The organism is Brockia lithotrophica (genome assembly GCF_003633725.1).
In the GTDB taxonomy this organism is placed as follows: domain Bacteria; phylum Bacillota; class Bacilli; order Thermicanales; family DSM-22653; genus Brockia; species Brockia lithotrophica.
Map to the genome: position 1 here is coordinate 793,888 of NZ_RBIJ01000001.1, position 16,879 is coordinate 810,766.

Sequence of the window (16,879 nt, forward strand, 5' to 3'; positions counted from 1 at the left end):
GGGGGCGCGCACGGAAAACGCCTCGTCCACGCCGCGGTCGCTTCGCCCGCGTACGGTCGTACGCCCCGCCCGCGCGAACCTTGCGCCGCAACCTCTATCCGAGCCGCGTTCGGCCGAGCCACTCCCGACGCACGGCGGCGACAAAGGTCTGCGTACCCGCGAATAGGACGACTCCCGAACGACCCGCTTCCCTCAGGGCGCGGCTTACGGCCGCGCCCAATTCGCGTTCTTCCGCGGCGTGGGGATACTTCTGCAGCACGGCGGCGTAGTCCGCCGGCCGCAGGTGCGCTGCGACAACGGGAACGAGGAGGAGCTTTCGGGCCACCGGGGCAAGGACATCCGCCACGCCGTCGACGTCCTTGCCGTGAGGAAGACCGAGGACGACGACCAAGGGGCGCGGCGGAACGCCGAACGCCTCTTCGAGGACGCGGCGCGCCTCTTCCGCCGCCTGGCGGGAAATCGCGCCGTCTACGAGGACGTCTGGCTCCCTCCCCAGGAGTTCGAGCCGCCCGGGCCAAGGGAGAGGGCCTTCGAAGCGTCTCTCCCCGGCGAGCGGAGGATCTCCGGCGAGGCGGCGCGCCGCCCGGTAGGCAAGGGCGTAATTCCGCGCCTGATGGGCCCCCAGAAGGGGGAGGACGATTCCTTCTTCGCCTTGGGCCGCGTCGGTCGATCCTTCCCGGGAGACAGAGGCGTATTCGCAGTAGCGAAAGGTCGTTGCCTCCGGGCCGAGGAGGACGTCGCAGGCAGCGAAATCGCGGCCGTACAAAAAGAGCCGCGGACGTGCGGCGGCGCGGTGCGCTTCAATCTCTCTTGCCGCCGGAGAGAGAGGTCCGCCGGCAAACCGTTCGAGCGAGAGGTGCGTCCGTACCCAGAGGGGACCTTGGCGTTCTTCGGCGGCCCGCCCGAGGGCCCGAAGTCCTTCCGCATCCAAGGCGCCCACGAAGACGTCGCGGACGTCGCGGGTGACGATTCCCCACTTGTGCCGCGCCACGTGCTCGAGGGTAGGACCGAAGGCATCGAGGTGTTCGGGGAAAAGCGCCGTGATCACCGCCGCCTCGTGCGGCACGACGTTCACCTCGTCGTAAAGCCCCCCTCGTCCGACCTCGAGAACGGCGCGCCGGACGCCGGACGCGCGAAAGAAGAGAAAGGCGACGGCGAGGAGCGGGGCGAGGGGACCGATGTACTCCCCGGCCTCGTGCCGGACCTCGGACAAAAGCGAGGTATACACGGGCTGAACCACAGCGGAAAAGTGGGAAAACGCTTCGTGCGGGATTGGGTCCCCCCGCAGGCGGATGCGTTCGCGCACGTCGTGCAGGTGCGGGCCGACAAAGAGCCCCACGGGACCGCCGTCGGGGTCGAGGCGTTCCCACAGACGGGCGAGGAGAAAGGCCGTAGTTCCCTTCCCCTTGCTCCCGGTCACCACCGCCACGCGCATCCCCGCCTCGGGATGGCCGAGAGCCTCAAGGAGACGCGCGGCCCACTCCGGACGACGCGCCTCTTCTACGTCCTTGGCCAAGGGTTTCCCGCGGTTGTACGAGTGAAACCACCACTCCTCTTCCAACTCCGCCCCTCCCGTTGGTACGAAAGTTCTTTACACAACCTTAACCCATAGTTCACTCGAGCTTAACGGTTGTCTCCTAGGATTGTACTATGGGGTGAGCAATCGAGGGGGGAAGACCGTTGTCTAAGTCGATCCTACGCGTTTTACCGGTTCTTTTGCTCGCGGTCTTTGCGACGTTGCTCGGGGCCTGCGGAGCCGGCGGCAATCAAAAGAGCGAAACAAGCGGCCAGGCCAACACCGAAACCGCGCCTGCAGGTACGCTTACTTTTTACACCTCACAACCGGACAACGATGCAAACCGCCTCGTCCAAGCCTTTCGAGAACGTTATCCAAAAGTTGAGGTTGTCCTCTTTCGATCGGGAACAGAAGAAGTCGTCGCCAAACTGAGGTCCGAAAAGATGTCAGGCGAGATTCGGGCCGACGTACTCCTCCTCGCCGACGCGGTCACGTTTGAAGCTCTTAAGGCGGAAGGATGGCTCGAACCATACCGCTCGCCAAACGTCGAAGGAATTCCCAAGGAATTCGTCGACCCAGACGGAACGTACGTGGGAACAAAGGTTATGGCGAGCATCATCGTCGTCAACACAAAGGAAGTCACAAATCTCCCAGATTCTTGGCGCGTCTTCACAGCGCCCGAAACGCGCGGCAAGGCGATCATGCCGAGCCCGCTCTACTCGGGAGCGGCCGCCTACAACCTCGGTGTATTCGTCCGGCAGCCGGAGTTCGGGTGGAAGTTTTATGAAGACATGAAGGCAAACGGCGTCGTCGTTGGAAAAGGGAACGGCGGTGTACTCACCGCCGTTGCGGGCGGAGAAAAGGCTTACGGCATGCTCGTCGATTTCATGGCAGCTCGGGCCAAAAAAGAAGGATCGCCGGTGGAGCTCGTATACCCCAAAGAAGGCGTTCCGGTGATCACGGAGCCAATTGCGATCGTCAAAGGGACGAAAAACCCGAAGGCGGCACAGGCGTTCGTCGACTTTGTCCTTTCCGAAGAAGGACAAAAACTTGCTGCCGAACTCGGGTACACGCCCATTCGTCCGGGGATCACCCCTCCAGAAGGATTACGCTCCGTCGATTCGCTCAAAGTACTCGTGGCGGATCCCAAGGAAATGGCCAAATCGCGGGAAGAGGAAAAAGAAAAGTTTGCCAATCTATTTCGCTGACATCGCGTAAAGGATCGTAGCTTTAGGAGGTGGAGGTCACCCGTACGATGGAGAAACGTCACGGACAAACCGATGCGGATATTCCTCAGACAAACGCCTCACGGTGGGACAGGGTGTCCCGGGTAGGAGAGGCGGCGGTGGTCATCGCCATCGTCGCCTTTTTTGCCGGACCCCTTATCGCCCTTTTGGGCCAGAGCTTGCGGCTCGGACCTTCTGCGGAAATGCTCTCGCTCTTCATCTCGCCCAGAACGACGTCGATGCTCTGGAATACGGCGGTCATGGTGGCCGGCGGAACGGCACTCGCCATGGTCATTGGCACAACAATCGGGGTGATCGTGTCGTTTACCGATTTGCCCGGTCGAACCTTCATCTCCGTCTTCGTGTGGCTGCCCCTCGTCCTCCCGTCGTACGTCATTGCCTTGAGTTGGGCCTCGCTGTTCGAAAAAAACGCGCTTTTAGAGCAGACCTTAGGGATTCTAGGCATACCTTGGGCCGGATGGTCGATCTACACCCTAGGCGGCATGACGTTGGTCATGGGGCTTACCCATTACCCCCTCGTGTACCTGTTCGTCGTCCGAGCCGCACGCAACGTTCCCGAAACCCTGTACTTGGCAGCCCGAGCCTCGGGAGCCCCTCCCGCTTTCGCGTTTTCCCGCGCCGTACTTCCGCTTTTGCGCCCGGCTCTCGCCGCGGGAAGCGCGTTGGCGTTTTTGGCATCTCTGGACAACTTCGGCATCCCCGCCTTCCTCGGCATTCCGGGGAACGTTCCGGTGCTTTCGACCTACATCTATGAGCAGGTGGCCGGGTTTGGACCTTCGGCCTTCGCTCGCGCAGCGACGCTCAGCCTGCTCCTCGTGGCGATCGCCATGACGGGGATTTACGGTTTCCGGAAGTGGTCGCAACACGACGTCTCGGAAGCGTTCGGCGAGGATAGATGGAGAAACCCCGTAGAACTCGGGCCTTTCAAGTGGCCCCTCTTTGCGCTCGTCCTCGCCTTCTTGCTTTTCACGAGCGTGCTTCCTCTTCTGGGACTCGGTTTGGGAGCGATCGTTCGGGCTTACGGCTTACCCCCGACGCCGGAAAACTGGACGCTCAACCACTTTGCCACCGTGCTCGGGGACCCGCGAATTCACCGGGCGGCGACGAACAGTGCGCTCCTGTCGCTGAGCGCCGCCGCAGGAACGATCGTCCTGGGGACGGCGGTGACTTTGCGACAGCGCCAATCTCCGAACTTCATGTGGAGGGCTACGAGCAGTCTCATGACCCTCCCCTTCGCCCTTCCGGGAATCGTCGTCGCCTTGGGTCTCATCATCTTCTGGGCTTCGCCCGTGGGCAACATGATCGGCGGCGTTTACGGAACGCTCGCCATGCTCTGGATCGCCTACATCGTACGGTTCAGTGCAGTTGGCGTACGATCTGCCGAAGCCGCCTTCTCCCGCCTGGACGTGCGTTTGGAACAAGCCGCCCAAGTGAGCGGGGCACGTCTCGGAGTACGATTATCCCGCATCGTGTTTCCGCTCGTCGCAGGCGAACTTCTCGGAGGCATGCTCCTCGTCGTCCTCCTCGCCGGCACGGAGCTCACGCTTTCCGCCCTCCTCGCCTCCTCTGGACAGGAAACGGTAGGCATGCGCATTTTCCAAATGGAACAGGGCGGGGCGCTGTCTGAGGCAAGGGCGTTTGCCTTTACCATCGCCACGTTTGTCCTTTTCCTCTTTGCTTTGTCCGAGGCATTCCGCAAACGCAGGTTGCAGATGCAAGAACAAAAGGAAGAGCCGATCGCGAGCGGGGGATGGTCGTGAAGGTGGAACTTTCCGGGGTTTCGGTGAAACTGGGAAACCGAACGGTGCTTAGAGAAGTCTCCCTCTCTGTTCCTTCCGGAGCTTTTTTGGCCGTACTCGGGCCGTCGGGGAGCGGCAAAACGACGCTCTTACATGCGATTGCAGGTTTTGTCCCTTTGGAGTCAGGAACGATTTCCTTTGACGGACAAATCGTAAGTCGGGCAGGATACCGGTTGCCTCCCGAAGAGCGGGAAGTCGGGGTCGTCTTCCAATCGTTCGCCCTTTGGCCCCACATGACGGTCGAAGAGCACATCACCTTCCCCCTTCTTCAACGGCGTCGCCGCCGCTTCCGAACTGAACTTGAAGGAAAGGGGATCTTCCGCCGTACGATCGGGAAATATCTATCCAACAAAACCCAATCCAAGCCAAAAGAGGATGCTGCCGTAGAAACGATAGAACACGAAGTAGAGAAGCTCCTCAAACTGACGGAGCTACTGCCTTTCCGCAAACGGTTCCCCAGCGAACTTTCTGGAGGACAAAAGCAACGGGTAGCGTTTGCCCGCGCTCTGGCTGCGTCGAGAAAGCTCCTCCTCCTGGACGAGCCGTTTTCCCACCTCGACGCCCCCCTTCGCGCCACCATGCAATTGGAGTTGGCCAAACTTCACCGGACAACCGGAAGCACTGTAATCTTTGTCACCCACGATCGAGAAGAAGCCCTGGCGCTTGCGGATCTCATCGCAGTGGTAAAGGACGGGCGTGTAGTGCAAATCGGCCCACCGGATGAGGTCTATTTACAACCGAATTCGCCGTTTGTCGCCGCCTTTGTCGCCGGTGCAGCCCTCGTCCCCGGAACGTGGCGGGGAAAGTGGTTTACTCCTTTGGGATATGTAGGCGATGAGGTTTGGGACGGAACCAGCATCCCCCCTGCGTTTCGCGAAGCTGGGTGCTTTCCGGTGCGACCGGAAGAATGGGTTCTTCGCAAATATCCCCCGGGGATCCCAGTACGAATCGTGAGGCGCGCGTACGAAGGACGAACTGTCCGTTTGACAGTTGAACTCGCCGCGACAGAAATCAATCCCGACGAAGTGCAATGCAATGAAAGAGAGACAGCCGACTGGCCATTCCGTAAGACGTCGTTTGATTTATTTGTCTCACCACAAAAGTATCGCGACATATGCACGGACCCTGGACAAATTAGGCATATTATTCTAAGGAAAAGCGGAACAAATATAGGATCACGAACAAAAAATGATAACAATGTTTAAAATATTCATGCTTTTAATAACTAATAATTAAAATTTTATATCGTTATAAACTTTATAATTTAAATTCAAAAAGAAAACATATGTTCCCTATTTATCAAGATAGGTATAAAATTAAAATTGCCGCCTCTTTCGAGGCGGTTAAAACTTCGATCAGCAGCCCCCTGCGTCCTTCCACGATTTGCTTCAACGTTGCCGCCTCTTTCGAGGCGGTTAAAACGCGCAACACCGGGTTCAAGACGGAAGGAGATGTCTTCGCTTCAACGTTGCCGCCTCTTTCGAGGCGGTTAAAACGTGAAGACACGGATACCGCGATCGAACTCGCATTAAAGCTTCAACGTTGCCGCCTCTTTCGAGGCGGTTAAAACTCCCTCATGACCTATCTGCATCGCCTGCAGCATGTAGCTTCAACGTTGCCGCCTCTTTCGAGGCGGTTAAAACTTTGATGGAACAGGCGAGATAGGACTGGCTTATCTTCTGCTTCAACGTTGCCGCCTCTTTCGAGGCGGTTAAAACGCGCTCTGTTCCTCATCCTCACGTTTCTTCTCACTGGCTTCAACGTTGCCGCCTCTTTCGAGGCGGTTAAAACTCCGGCCGCTGCAAGCCCTTGTCCCTTCGGGCTTTGCGGCCCCTATTCCGCGAACCTCTTTTTGAGGGGCCAAAAAAAGAGCGATCGGACGGCAAAAATCCCGGAAAAGCCTTGTGCCGCTTGCGCCGCGAACCCCCCACCCCTGGCGTCACCACTGCCGATTCGCGATGTTTGAATATTCCGGACAATGGGCATCACCAGACAGACAAATGATGGGAGCTCGTCATATGGGGGATCTGATCGATGTGCTTTTATTGTGGCAAGAAATACCGGACAAAGTCAAGTCGCGACGGCCTCAGGTGAGGTAGGTCACATAGATCGGTTGGCCGTCAAACTCGCCTCGACGGAAATCGACTCTGAGATCCGCGGTAGGAAGCGCAGGGAAACAATTGACCCTCTGCCCGAAAAAACGGATATGCTTTTTACATATTATCAAATATTTTGCAAAATACAAAAACTGTAAGATCGGACTGGATTTGTTGACATAAAAGTTATTTTATTTATCAAATAACAAAAATTTAAAAAAACTTCTGTTTTTCTCATTCTTCATATGTGGAATTACTTACAAAACCCTGGCTACCTATAGAATACCCGAGTTTATATCCAGCATAATAATAAATATCAAAGACAGATCTTCCTAATCCAGATCCTAAAGCTAATATCAGTAAAATAACAACAAGAATCTTAGCTACTTGCACAAAATTTCTCATCCATCTCTTAAAAATATCAGTTATTTTCATAAATATTTCCCTCCTGCTTCTTTTTACAGCCTTCTAAATCTTCCCGTGATATCGCTTATCATGGTTCACATCAAGCGTACCTTGCGGTCGCTCCCCCTGTCAATACTCTATGGTTCTTTCCGCATGCACCATCCAACCCCTTCCGAAGCGATGAAAACCCCGACCGAACACGTACAACTCATGGAACTACGGAGGATCGGCTTGAAAGGCTCCCTTAGAGCTTCGGGTTTGTCGCTTACGGAGCAGGCGTAAAGTACGAGTAGAGATAGAGGAGACCTACGTCGGCGGCCGCACGTGTAGGCGCAAAGGAAGCGAGGCGGTACCCCAATTTTCCTCCGTCGGCGCCTTTGGGCTGCGAAGAGGCAGTCGGGCGGAGGAGGAGTTCGCTGGCGTAGACGGTTCCGTGGGACGCTTCGACGGCATACCAGAGCCGCACACCCTCGTACTCCGGGTCGCGATACGTCTGTAGGGAAACGCCGAAGGGGGCTCCTTCGCGGGTGAGTCCCTGTTCCGCCCAACGGCGTAGGTCCTCTACGCGCAAAACCTGTACGAGGAGCCGGTGTCCTCCGGGCCCTTCCGCGGCGACGGTGGCAAGAACTTCGCCCTCCCCGGTCTCGGCGTGTACGCGAAATGTGCGGGGAAGCTGCACGCGGCCGAATCCACCCGGGAGTTCCACATGCCGCCGGTTGGCAAAGGAAGTGCGGTAAAGGCTTTCGTCCGAAGATCCCCCATCCTCCGCCGCAGATCCTGAACCGGAGGTCGGCGCGGAGGACGGGGGGTGCGCGTTTTTCCCGAAAACCGCAGAAAACCGTTCCGCACCCCACGGTCCGGCAAACAGCCAACCTCCGTAGAGCGCGAGAAGCGCGAGCAAGCCGAACACAAAGCCCATGCGCTTGAGACGTTCGCGCAGCATCGCCCCTTCCCCCTCTTCCCCATGCGTATGAGGACGAGGGGGAGGGAAGACCGGGGAAAGGGCCGCCTACGGTTCTGCACCGTCGATGAGTTCGAACTCGTAAGGACCGATGCGCACGGGAGAACCAGAGGTCGCCCCGCGGGCGCGCAGGGCTTCTTCCAGGCGCATCCGCCGCATCTCCCGCTGGACGCGGAGGAGGGCCTCGTCGCTTTCGAGGCCGAAGCGCTCGATGAGGCGCAAAAGGCGCGGCGCGTACACGACGAAGGTGTCTCCCTCGCGTGTGATCACAAACCCTTCCTCGTCTCGTGTGGCTTCGCGCTCAGGAACAGAAGTACCCTCGCGTGCTCGCCCCTCTTCGAACGTCGGCGGGGAGACGTCCTCCTCCCAATCCTCTTCCTCCCACACACCGCCTTCGTCCCTCAGGCCGTCCTCCGAAAGCTCGAGCGGAGGGGGGAGTTCGCGCAGCGCGCGTTCGACGGCGAGGAGGAGTTCATCGAGTCCGGAGTGCGTGACCGCGGAAATGGGGTAGACGGGAACGTCCTCCCCAGACTCCGCCAAGCGGGCGCGGAACCGCGCGAGGTGTTCTTCCGCCTCGGGGAGGTCCATCTTGTTCGCCACGACGAAGTACGGCCGGCGCGCGAGCTCCGGGTGGTAGAGCTCGAGTTCCTTGCGCAACGTTCGGTAGTCCTCGTACGGATCGCGTCCTTCCGTTGCGGCCATGTCGAGGACGAGGAGGAGGAGGCGCGTGCGGGAAATGTGGCGGAGAAACCGGTGCCCGAGCCCGGCCCCGGCATGCGCACCTTCGATGATGCCGGGGAGGTCGGCGATCACAAAACTTCGACCTTCTCCGAGACGGACGACCCCGAGGATCGGGTTGAGCGTCGTGAACGGGTACGGCGCGACTTCGGGGTTGGCCCGCGTCACCGCAGCGAGCAGCGAAGATTTCCCGGCGTTGGGGAAGCCGACGAGCCCGACGTCGGCGAGGAGCCGAAGTTCGAGGCGCACCCAGCGTTCCTCCCCCGGCTCTCCCTTCTCCGCAATCCGAGGCGCCGGATTGGCGTGCGTGGCAAAACGCGCATTCCCCCGACCGCCCCGCCCGCCACGGGCGACGACGAAGCGCTGTCCCGGACGCGTGAGGTCCGCAAGCCGCTCGCCGGTCGTCGCGTCGTAGACGATTGTACCCGGAGGGACCTTGAGGACGAGGTCACGGCCGTCACGGCCGTGGCGGTTTTTGCCCTGCCCGTGTTCCCCCCTCTCTGCCTTAAAGTGACGACGGAAACGAAAGTCCACGAGCGTGCGCAGCCCTTCGTCCACCTCGAGGATGACATCGCCTCCGCGCCCACCATCGCCGCCCGCTGGGCCGCCCAAGGGAACGTACTTTTCGCGACGAAAGGCAACGGCACCGTTGCCGCCATCGCCTCCTTTAACGTAGATCTTGGCCTCGTCGACAAACACGTCCTCTCACCTCTTCGACCGTTCCCGCGTACCCCAGACAAACCGGAACGCACACCCTCCGGAGGTAGTGTGGGTAACGACGACGCGCTGCGGTCGCCCGGGATGCGACTTTAAGAGGGACTTCCCTTCCGCCTCCAGAATCTCCCGTGCCCTGTGTCCGACTTCGTCCGCGGTGCCCCGCAGGCGAAAGACGACGGTCAACGTGCGGGGACGGGACGCAGACACGCGGAAGGACACTTCGAGGTCCCCCTCCGTTTCCCATGCGGCTATCGCTCGTTCCAAAACGCGCAGCCATTTGCGAAAAAACGCCACCCGTTTGGGGCTCCAAGCCGAACGGAGGTCCTCTCCTCCCAACTCGTAGTGCACGCGGATCCCGAGAAGGCGGGATTCCCACTCCAGGAGGAGGAAAAACATCCGATCGCCCAGAGAATCTTGGAGGCGCTTTTCTTGCTCGATGCGGTGGACCAACTTCTCCACCTGCCGGCGCAAACCTTCGCGATCGTCGAGGGCGAGGTAGCCGTAGAGAAGCTGGAGTTCGTTGGCGAAGGCGTGGCGACGCAGGCGCAGAAATTCGCCCACACGCGCGTGAGGATCTCTCACCGGGCCGCTCCCCCTTCCACGCGAAAAAAGCCCCGACGCGACCCGCGTCGGGACCTTCCGCAATCCTCGAAACCGATTACTCCGCCGCCTCGACCGCCTCGAGGTCCTCGGCGGTGACCGGGTACACGCTCACGCGCTTCTTGTCCTTACCGAAGCGCTCGTAGCGAACCACGCCGTCGATGCGGGCGTACAGGGTGTCGTCCTTGCCGATCCCTACGCCAGGCCCCGGGTAAATCCGAGTGCCCCGCTGGCGGACGAGGATGTTCCCCGCTAGGACGAACTGGCCGTCGTGGCGCTTCACGCCGAGGCGCTTCCCGACGCTGTCGCGGCCGTTCTTCGTGCTTCCTCCGGCCTTCTTCTGGGCGAAAAACTGGAGATCCATGGGGTAACGCATGGCCTTTCCCCCTCCTCACTGGAATCGCAAAGCCGCAAGAGCCCTTAGCAAACCCTGGGGAGACCCCGAGAAAAGCAAATGCCGACGAACGTGTGCACGGCCTCGAAAGGGTCCGATCCCGATCCTAGGGTCTGGCAAGGGCGCGGGGATCGTCGGGGTCTTCGATGCGGAGGTACTCTGGGTAGCTCTCTTCGAGCGCCTTAAGGGCGACGAGCATGCCTTCCAGGATGAGGGCCGCACGCTCTTCCACTTCCGTCGGAAGATCCCGCGGAAGGCGGAATACGATGTAGCCCCCTTGCCCGATCTCCGAAACGGCGTCTACGTCCAGAAGCGAGACGAGGGCGTTGGCCGCGCCGAGGGTGATCGCCGAAATCCCCGCACAGACAATGTCCATGCCCTTTTCCTTGTAGCCCGCGTGCCCGCTCACCTCGACTTCGACGAGACGGCCGTCCTCGCGCTGTGCCCGCACCCGTACCATCCCGCACCGACGCTCCCCATCGCGTCCTCCGATCTTCCCCACCTTCCGACGTACGTCTTCAGCGCTCGATGGCTGTGATCATGAGGCGCGTAAACGGTTGGCGGTGGCCCTGCTTTTTGCGGTAGTTCTTCTTGGGCTTGTACTTGAAGACGACGATCTTTTTCCCCCGGCCGTGCTTTACGATTTGGGCGCGCACCCGCGCTCCCGGTACGTAGGGCGTACCCACAACCACGCCCGAGTCGTCCGCAACGAGAAGGACGCGGTCGAGAACGACTTCCGCACCTTCTTCACCTGGGAGCTTTTCCACGTCAACCCACTTCCCGGGCTCCACGCGAACCTGTTTGCCCCCGGTCTCCACGATCGCGTACACGGAACTACCCCCCATATACGGGACTCGCCGCCGCAAGGTGGGCCGCCCCGAAACCCATCTCGTGTGGATACCGCGCACTCGAGACTTCGGGGTTTCGGACGTCCGCTTATCCCGTCAGAGCAATCCTCCGGAGACCTGCGGCGAGCGGTATTTGACTCAAGTTATTATACCGAGGTTTCCCCGAGAGGGCAAGGAGGTTTTTCACCCATCCGTCTTCGCCGATAAGAGGTTCGCGGGGATCCTGAGGGCGATCCAGAGCATGCCGAAGGAGAGGAAAGTCCTGAAGGCTAGAGCAAAAAATCCCAGGCAAAACGAGGCGCCTCGGAAACCTTACGTAGTACGTCTTCTAAAATAGGAGGTACAGCAAACAGGGAATCTTTCGCGATGTTCAAGATTCTGTTACAAACGCGGCGCGCAGACGGGTTATGGGCAAGTGCTACATTCATTTTCACCGAAATTTCATTGACAATGAGACTCTTTATCGTCGAGAATGAAAGCACCGCGGGAACCTCGTCGTCCGAGGGGCCCACACCGCTCCTCCGGTTGGGAGACATCATACCCCGCAGGTATGCAAGAACTATCGAAGGAGGGAGAGCCGTGCGAACGACAAAACGCGCTTGGCGCGCCCTGGGGGTCTTGCTCCTCGCCGTCCTCCTGGCGTTGCCGCTCGCCGCGTGCGGAAAGAAGGCAGAAGCCCCGGAAAAGAGCGAGCCGGCAACCGGAGAAAAGTCGCCGGCGGCAAACGCGCCGGCTTCGGGAACCGCGAAGAAAGAACCCGTCACGCTCACCGTGGTCACGCCGCCCGACCCGAACTCGATCCCGCTTCTCCTTCTCTACGCGAAGCAGGACGAGTGGCTCAAAGGCGACGTTCCCGTGAAGCTCCAGGTCAAGCTCGCCCCCGGCGGCGACCCGAGTGCGATGAAGGCGCTCATCCAAAACCGCGACGCGGACTTCGCCCTCTTCAACTCCCTCGGTGGGCGCAAGATGTACGAAGAAGGGCAGAAGCACATCCGCCTTGTAGGAACGCACGTTTGGCGCGGCGTCTACATCCTCACCCCGCAAGACGTCAAGGACTGGAAGGAGCTAAACGGCGCCAATGGGATCGCCGTGCCCGGCGTGCAAACGCCTCCCCACATCTTGGCGCAGAAGGCGCTCAAAAAGCAAGGGGCGGAAGTTAACTTCGCACCCATGGGACCCGGGGAAGCCCTGTGGACGACCTTGAGCGAAAACCAACAGGGAATCAAGGTGGTCGCCGCTCCGGAGCCCCTCGTGAGCATGATCCTCATGCGCCAGGAAAAGGACAACTGGAAGACGAAGTACAAGGTCTTCGCCGATCCGGTAGAGGTGCTCAACCCCGAAGGCAAGATCTTCCCCCTCGGCGCCGTTTGGCTTGTAAACGACAAACTCTTGGATACTCCTGAGGGTGTCAAGGCGGGCAAAGCCTTCGTCGAGGGCTTCAAAAAGGCCATCGCCTACGCCAACGACCCGGCCAACCGGCAGGAGGCCGTCCAGCTCTTGCCGAAGTACTGGAAGGAAGTGTTCAACCAGGAGGCGCCGCCCAAGCTCTTCGAGATGATGCTCAGCTCCGGCCGTCTCGGCCTCGACTTCAAGGGCGGTCCGGAGGCCAAGGACACGGTCTTCTCCCTGTGGAAAAACGTGATGGGGGTCGAGGGCGACCCGGGGATCATCTGCACGAAACTCTACCAGTAAAGGGCAAAGGGGACGGTCGATTTCGCGATCCGTCGTTCCGCCTCAAGCGCCCCCGACGAAAACCTCCCTTTCCTTTGCAAAGGCGCCCTTCTGCCAGGAGCCTCGGCTTCGGCCGGGCTCCTTTGGCGTCTTCACGGGCTCCCGCTCCCGGAGGAAAAGGGGAGAACTACCGGAAGAGAGGATGAACCCCGTTGCCGCACGTTTGGCGCTACCGGATCCTCGGAATTGCCCTCTTCGTCCTCGTCTGGGAAGTCCTCTCCTTCGTCTACCCGCCCGCGATCGTCCCCGGAATCGAACGCGTCGTTTCTGCCCTTGCGGAGGTCCTCCGGCAACCCGGGATCTGGCGCGACGCCGGAGATACCTTCCTTCGCGTGTTTCTCGGCACCCTTCTTTCCGTCGGCATCGGCATCTTCTTCGGAATATGGTCGACCCTCGACGCCCGCGTCCGCGAGGCCGTGTACCCGGTTTTCGTGACCTTCGAAATGGTCCCCCCCATGGCCTGGATCGTGCTCGCCATCCTCTGGTTCCGCCTCGGACACATGCCCTCGATCGTCGTCGCCGTGGCTACGGCTGTTCCCATCGTCTTCTTCAACCTCACGGAAGGGGCAAAGCAGATCAACTGGCGCCTCGTAGAAATGGCGGAGAGCTTTCGCGTCCCTTTGCGCGACCGGATCTTCACCCTGTACTTCCCGAGCCTCCTCCCCGCGCTCCTTGCCGCCGTTTCCGGCGGCCTTAGCATGAACTGGCGCGTCGTCGTCATGGCCGAAGCCTTGAGCGCCTACACGGGCCTCGGCCAAAAGCTCTGGGGGGAGTACCTGTACGGTTCGGGGGTAAACGTGTACGCCTACATCCTCCTCCTCGTGCTCCTCGGTCTCACCCTCGACTACGGCCTCATCGGGCTCTTCCGCAGCTGGGTCTTGCGCCGCTACCGGTTGTACGAATTTCAAGAACGCCGCCGCCTGCGCGCCGGATGAGGACGTACCTGCGGTTGGCGGAGTACGTTCGGGCCCAAAAGCGGGGAAGGAGAAGCACACCCCGCACACGAAAGGGGAAGACGGCCGGAAGAAAAACTTAGGGAGGAATGCGACGTGCCTACCGCCCTCAAAAACGGTCGACAAACAGATTCCCCCGCCACGCCTGCGCACGTCCTGGAAGTCGAAGGTCTGGGAAAGAGCTTTGCGGGAAAACCCGTCCTCGAGGGGATCGACTTCCGTCTCATGCAGGGAAAGGTAGGGTGTTTCCTCGGCCCTTCCGGCTGCGGGAAATCCACCCTCCTCCGGATCGTGGCGGGGCTCGAAAAGCCCGACGGCGGGCGGATTCTCTCCCGCATTCGGCGCCACGCCTTCATCTTTCAGGAACCCAGGCTCCTCCCTTGGCTTTCGGCGGAGGACAACATCGTCTTCGCCCTGCGCGGGCAGAACCTTTCGGAGGCCGAACGCCGGAGGCGGGCGCGAGAAGCCCTTCGCACCGTGCGCCTGGAAGCCTTCCGCGCACAATTTCCTTTCGAACTTTCCGGGGGACAGCGCCAGCGCGTGGCGATCGCCCGCGCGCTGGCGACGGAACCCGACCTCCTCCTCATGGACGAGCCGCTCGCCAGCCTGGACTTCCCCCTTCGTCTCGCCCTTCTCGAAGAGATGGCAACGGGCGTCTTTGCGGACGGGCGTTCCGCCCTCTACGTCACCCACGATACGCGGGAGGCCGTACTCGTCTGTGACGACATCTACCTCCTCGGATACGGTCCGGCAAGGATCCTCGCCCGATACGAAGTTCCCGTGCCGAGGGAAAAGCGGTCCGCCGAAGACCCTTTCCTCTACGCCATGTCGAACGAGCTTACCCGGGAACTCAAGGCCATTGCCGAACGGTACGGACTCTAACCGACCGGACTGCGTGGGCGTACGCCGAATCCCACACCCGCTGCTCCAACTTCCGTCACCGATTCCGCAAAAACAACCGCGCAGGAGCCCGTACGGCTCCTGCGCGGTTTCCCTTTCGTCGAAACCGACGTGATCCGGCGAAACGCGAACGGATCCTCCCGTCAGGGAAGGAGCGCCACCGGGGGCGAAAAGGGTGCGAGACCCTGTGCAATGACGACGCTCAAGGAGGCAGGGTACACGCCCAAGAAGACGATGAGCCCTACGAGGGCCAGGGCCGGAACCCATTCGGCAAACCGGAGGTCGGACAGAGGCCGCCGTTCCGTCTCCGGATCGAGGGGGCCGTACGTCGCCCGCGTGACCGCGCGAAGCCAGTAAGCCGCCGTGAGGACGAGGCCGAGGAGGGCAATCCACGCGTACGTACGCAGGGCGCTCGTAAAGAGACCGACGTACACCTGAACCTCGCTCACGAAGCCAGCCATGAGGGGAAGTCCAAGAGAGGCCATGGCCGCTACGAGGAGGACGCCGCTCAGGTAGGGAAGCTTCTTTCCGATCCCGCCCAAGGCGGAAAACTCCGTTGTCCCGAAACGTTCCGTGAACGCACCGGCGAGGAAGAAGAGCAAGGCGGCGATGAGGCCGTGGGACACCATTTGGAACACGGCCCCCTGGAACCCCAACGTGTTAAAGGCGGCGATCCCCAAGAGCACGAGGCCCATGTGGCTCAAGCTCGAGTAGACGATGACCATCTTGAGGGACTTTTGCACGAGCGCAGCAAAGGCGCCGTACAGAAGGTTCACGAGGCCCATCACGACGAGGAATGTCGCCGCCCGGTAGGCCACTTCCGGGAAAAACCCTACGGCAAAGCGGAGCATCCCGTAGGCGCCGAGCTTGAGGAGGACGCCGGAGAGGATCATGGACATGGCCGGAGGCGCTTCCGTGTGCGCCCGGAGCATCCACGTGTGGAAGGGAAACATCGGAAGCTTCACGGCAAACCCGAGGAAGAGGAGAGCGAAGACGAACGCCTGCGTTCCCGGAGAGAGATAGGCCTCGCCAAGTCGCTTCCCAATTTCAGGAACATCGAACGAAAGTACAGCGTTGAAGATCCAAACGAAGGCGAGGAGCATGAGGAGCGAACCGAGACCGTTGTAGATCAAGAACTGGTAGGCCGCCTCTTCTCTCCGTTCCGACCCCCATACGCCGATGAGGAAAAACGAGGCGACGAGGACGACCTCAAAGAAAATGAAGAAGAGGAGCGTGCTCGTCGTCGCAAAGGCGCCGAGCGTCCCCGCCTGAAGGAGGAGGAAGAAGAGAAAGTACTCCTTCACCCGCTTCGCGTACCCGACGGACGCCACGGCGGCGAGAAATCCCACGATCGCGGCCAGAAGGACGAGGGGGAGGCTGAGGCCGTCCACACCCATCCCGTAAGCAATAGGAACCTCCTGCCACGTCCCGGGACCGCTCCGCGCGTTCGGGTACACGAAGGTAAACCACGTCGCCCGCTCGACGAACTGAAACCCTTCCTGCGCAGGGCGAAACGCCGCATACAGGTACCCCGCGAGTACGGCCGGCACCGCGGCAAAACCGATCCCCACGGCCTTGATGAGGCGCGTCTGAGATGCGGGGAGGACGAGGAGTACGAGAATCCCCACGAGCGGCGCGAGCACGAGCCACGAAAGCGGTCCCATCTCTTCCTGAACCCTCCCCGTTGCGAAAAGCGCGATTTCACTGTGTTCCATTATAGCGGAGAGAGCGACCGGGACACAAGGACACAGGTCCTCGAGGTTCGGAGGAATGCCCGACAAGCGGAACCGCGTAGGGATAAGACCGGATCGGTCGTGATTCCCCCTTGCATTGCGCAAAATAAATCTGTAGACTGAAAAACGGAATCTCCTTTTTAAAAGTTCCCTTCTTTCCCTCCTTTGCGTCGGCACGCGATTTGATCCGGTATCCGCAAAGCTCGGCCTCACTCCACAACCCGCGTTGCCTATAGGCGTA

15 protein-coding genes and 1 CRISPR repeat array are annotated in these 16,879 nt (G+C 60.4%); of the genes, 6 read left to right on the forward strand and 9 right to left on the reverse strand.

Going from position 1 to position 16,879, the window contains the following annotated elements; translation table 11 throughout:
• Positions 1 to 94 precede the first annotated feature (94 nt).
• A complete protein-coding gene (locus C7438_RS03660) occupies positions 95 to 1,561 on the reverse strand; it encodes a bifunctional folylpolyglutamate synthase/dihydrofolate synthase (RefSeq protein WP_121443941.1) in 1,467 nt (488 codons plus the stop codon).
• A gap of 119 nt (positions 1,562 to 1,680) precedes the next feature.
• Here C7438_RS03660 and C7438_RS03665 point away from each other — a divergent pair, with 119 nt between their 5' ends.
• The 3 genes from C7438_RS03665 to C7438_RS03675 all read left to right on the forward strand — a co-directional run bounded on the left by C7438_RS03665 (position 1,681) and on the right by C7438_RS03675 (position 5,767).
• Entirely contained in the window at positions 1,681 to 2,724 is a 1,044-nt protein-coding gene (locus C7438_RS03665) for an ABC transporter substrate-binding protein (protein WP_211322047.1), read from the forward strand.
• A 113-nt stretch (positions 2,725 to 2,837) separates the two neighbouring features.
• Positions 2,838 to 4,523, forward strand: coding sequence for an ABC transporter permease (locus C7438_RS03670; RefSeq protein WP_170143551.1), 1,686 nt, complete (start codon positions 2,838 to 2,840; stop codon positions 4,521 to 4,523).
• Positions 4,520 to 5,767, forward strand: coding sequence for an ABC transporter ATP-binding protein (locus C7438_RS03675; protein ID WP_170143552.1), 1,248 nt, complete (start codon positions 4,520 to 4,522; stop codon positions 5,765 to 5,767). Before C7438_RS03670 ends, C7438_RS03675 begins: the two co-directional genes overlap by 4 nt.
• Before the next feature lie 108 nt (positions 5,768 to 5,875).
• A CRISPR array of direct repeats spans positions 5,876 to 6,353; the repeat unit is 37 nt; unit sequence GCTTCAACGTTGCCGCCTCTTTCGAGGCGGTTAAAAC.
• 539 nt (positions 6,354 to 6,892) lie between these two features.
• Here C7438_RS03675 and C7438_RS09025 read toward each other — a convergent pair.
• From C7438_RS09025 to rplU, 7 genes are all read right to left on the reverse strand, one after another.
• Complete coding sequence (locus tag C7438_RS09025; protein WP_147401986.1) at positions 6,893 to 7,093, reverse strand: hypothetical protein; 201 nt, start codon at positions 7,091 to 7,093, stop codon at positions 6,893 to 6,895.
• A 235-nt stretch (positions 7,094 to 7,328) separates the two neighbouring features.
• Positions 7,329 to 8,006 (reverse strand): hypothetical protein, encoded by a 678-nt coding sequence (locus tag C7438_RS03680; RefSeq protein ID WP_121443944.1) that lies wholly within the window; start codon positions 8,004 to 8,006, stop codon positions 7,329 to 7,331.
• Positions 8,007 to 8,072: 66 nt separating this feature from the next.
• Complete coding sequence (obgE, locus tag C7438_RS03685) at positions 8,073 to 9,461, reverse strand: GTPase ObgE (RefSeq protein WP_121443945.1); 1,389 nt, start codon at positions 9,459 to 9,461, stop codon at positions 8,073 to 8,075.
• A gap of 6 nt (positions 9,462 to 9,467) precedes the next feature.
• Complete coding sequence (locus C7438_RS03690; protein ID WP_170143553.1) at positions 9,468 to 10,061, reverse strand: Spo0B domain-containing protein; 594 nt, start codon at positions 10,059 to 10,061, stop codon at positions 9,468 to 9,470.
• A 76-nt stretch (positions 10,062 to 10,137) separates the two neighbouring features.
• Positions 10,138 to 10,455 carry a 50S ribosomal protein L27 gene (gene rpmA, locus C7438_RS03695; RefSeq protein ID WP_121443947.1) on the reverse strand — a complete coding sequence of 106 codons (318 nt, stop codon included), beginning with the start codon at positions 10,453 to 10,455 and terminating at the stop codon, positions 10,138 to 10,140.
• Between the two features lie 124 nt (positions 10,456 to 10,579).
• Positions 10,580 to 10,933, reverse strand: coding sequence for a ribosomal-processing cysteine protease Prp (locus tag C7438_RS03700; protein WP_121443948.1), 354 nt, complete (start codon positions 10,931 to 10,933; stop codon positions 10,580 to 10,582).
• A 58-nt stretch (positions 10,934 to 10,991) separates the two neighbouring features.
• Positions 10,992 to 11,303: a 50S ribosomal protein L21 gene (rplU, locus tag C7438_RS03705; RefSeq protein WP_121443949.1), complete on the reverse strand. Its 312-nt coding sequence runs from the start codon at positions 11,301 to 11,303 to the stop codon at positions 10,992 to 10,994.
• Positions 11,304 to 11,900: 597 nt separating this feature from the next.
• Here rplU and C7438_RS03710 point away from each other — a divergent pair.
• The 3 genes from C7438_RS03710 to C7438_RS03720 all read left to right on the forward strand — a co-directional run bounded on the left by C7438_RS03710 (position 11,901) and on the right by C7438_RS03720 (position 14,887).
• Complete coding sequence (locus C7438_RS03710) at positions 11,901 to 13,013, forward strand: ABC transporter substrate-binding protein (protein WP_121443950.1); 1,113 nt, start codon at positions 11,901 to 11,903, stop codon at positions 13,011 to 13,013.
• A 191-nt stretch (positions 13,014 to 13,204) separates the two neighbouring features.
• Complete coding sequence (locus C7438_RS03715) at positions 13,205 to 13,987, forward strand: ABC transporter permease (protein WP_121443951.1); 783 nt, start codon at positions 13,205 to 13,207, stop codon at positions 13,985 to 13,987.
• Between the two features lie 114 nt (positions 13,988 to 14,101).
• Positions 14,102 to 14,887 carry an ABC transporter ATP-binding protein gene (locus tag C7438_RS03720; RefSeq protein ID WP_121443952.1) on the forward strand — a complete coding sequence of 262 codons (786 nt, stop codon included), beginning with the start codon at positions 14,102 to 14,104 and terminating at the stop codon, positions 14,885 to 14,887.
• Between the two features lie 161 nt (positions 14,888 to 15,048).
• On the opposite strand, the gene C7438_RS03725 is transcribed toward C7438_RS03720, so the two are convergent.
• Positions 15,049 to 16,569: a complex I subunit 4 family protein gene (locus C7438_RS03725; RefSeq protein WP_121443953.1), complete on the reverse strand. Its 1,521-nt coding sequence runs from the start codon at positions 16,567 to 16,569 to the stop codon at positions 15,049 to 15,051.
• Positions 16,570 to 16,879: the final 310 nt, after the last annotated feature.

Excerpts from the sequence above, each read along its gene's own strand:
- C7438_RS09025 (WP_147401986.1), bottom strand. The coding sequence starts at position 7,093 with ATGAAAATAACTGATATTTTTAAGAGATGGATGAGAAATTTTGTGCAA.
- C7438_RS03700 (WP_121443948.1), bottom strand. The coding sequence starts at position 10,933 with ATGGTACGGGTGCGGGCACAGCGCGAGGACGGCCGTCTCGTCGAAGTC.
- rpmA (WP_121443947.1), bottom strand. The coding sequence starts at position 10,455 with ATGCGTTACCCCATGGATCTCCAGTTTTTCGCCCAGAAGAAGGCCGGA.
- C7438_RS03725 (WP_121443953.1), bottom strand. The coding sequence starts at position 16,569 with ATGGGACCGCTTTCGTGGCTCGTGCTCGCGCCGCTCGTGGGGATTCTC.
- C7438_RS03680 (WP_121443944.1), bottom strand. The coding sequence starts at position 8,006 with ATGCTGCGCGAACGTCTCAAGCGCATGGGCTTTGTGTTCGGCTTGCTC.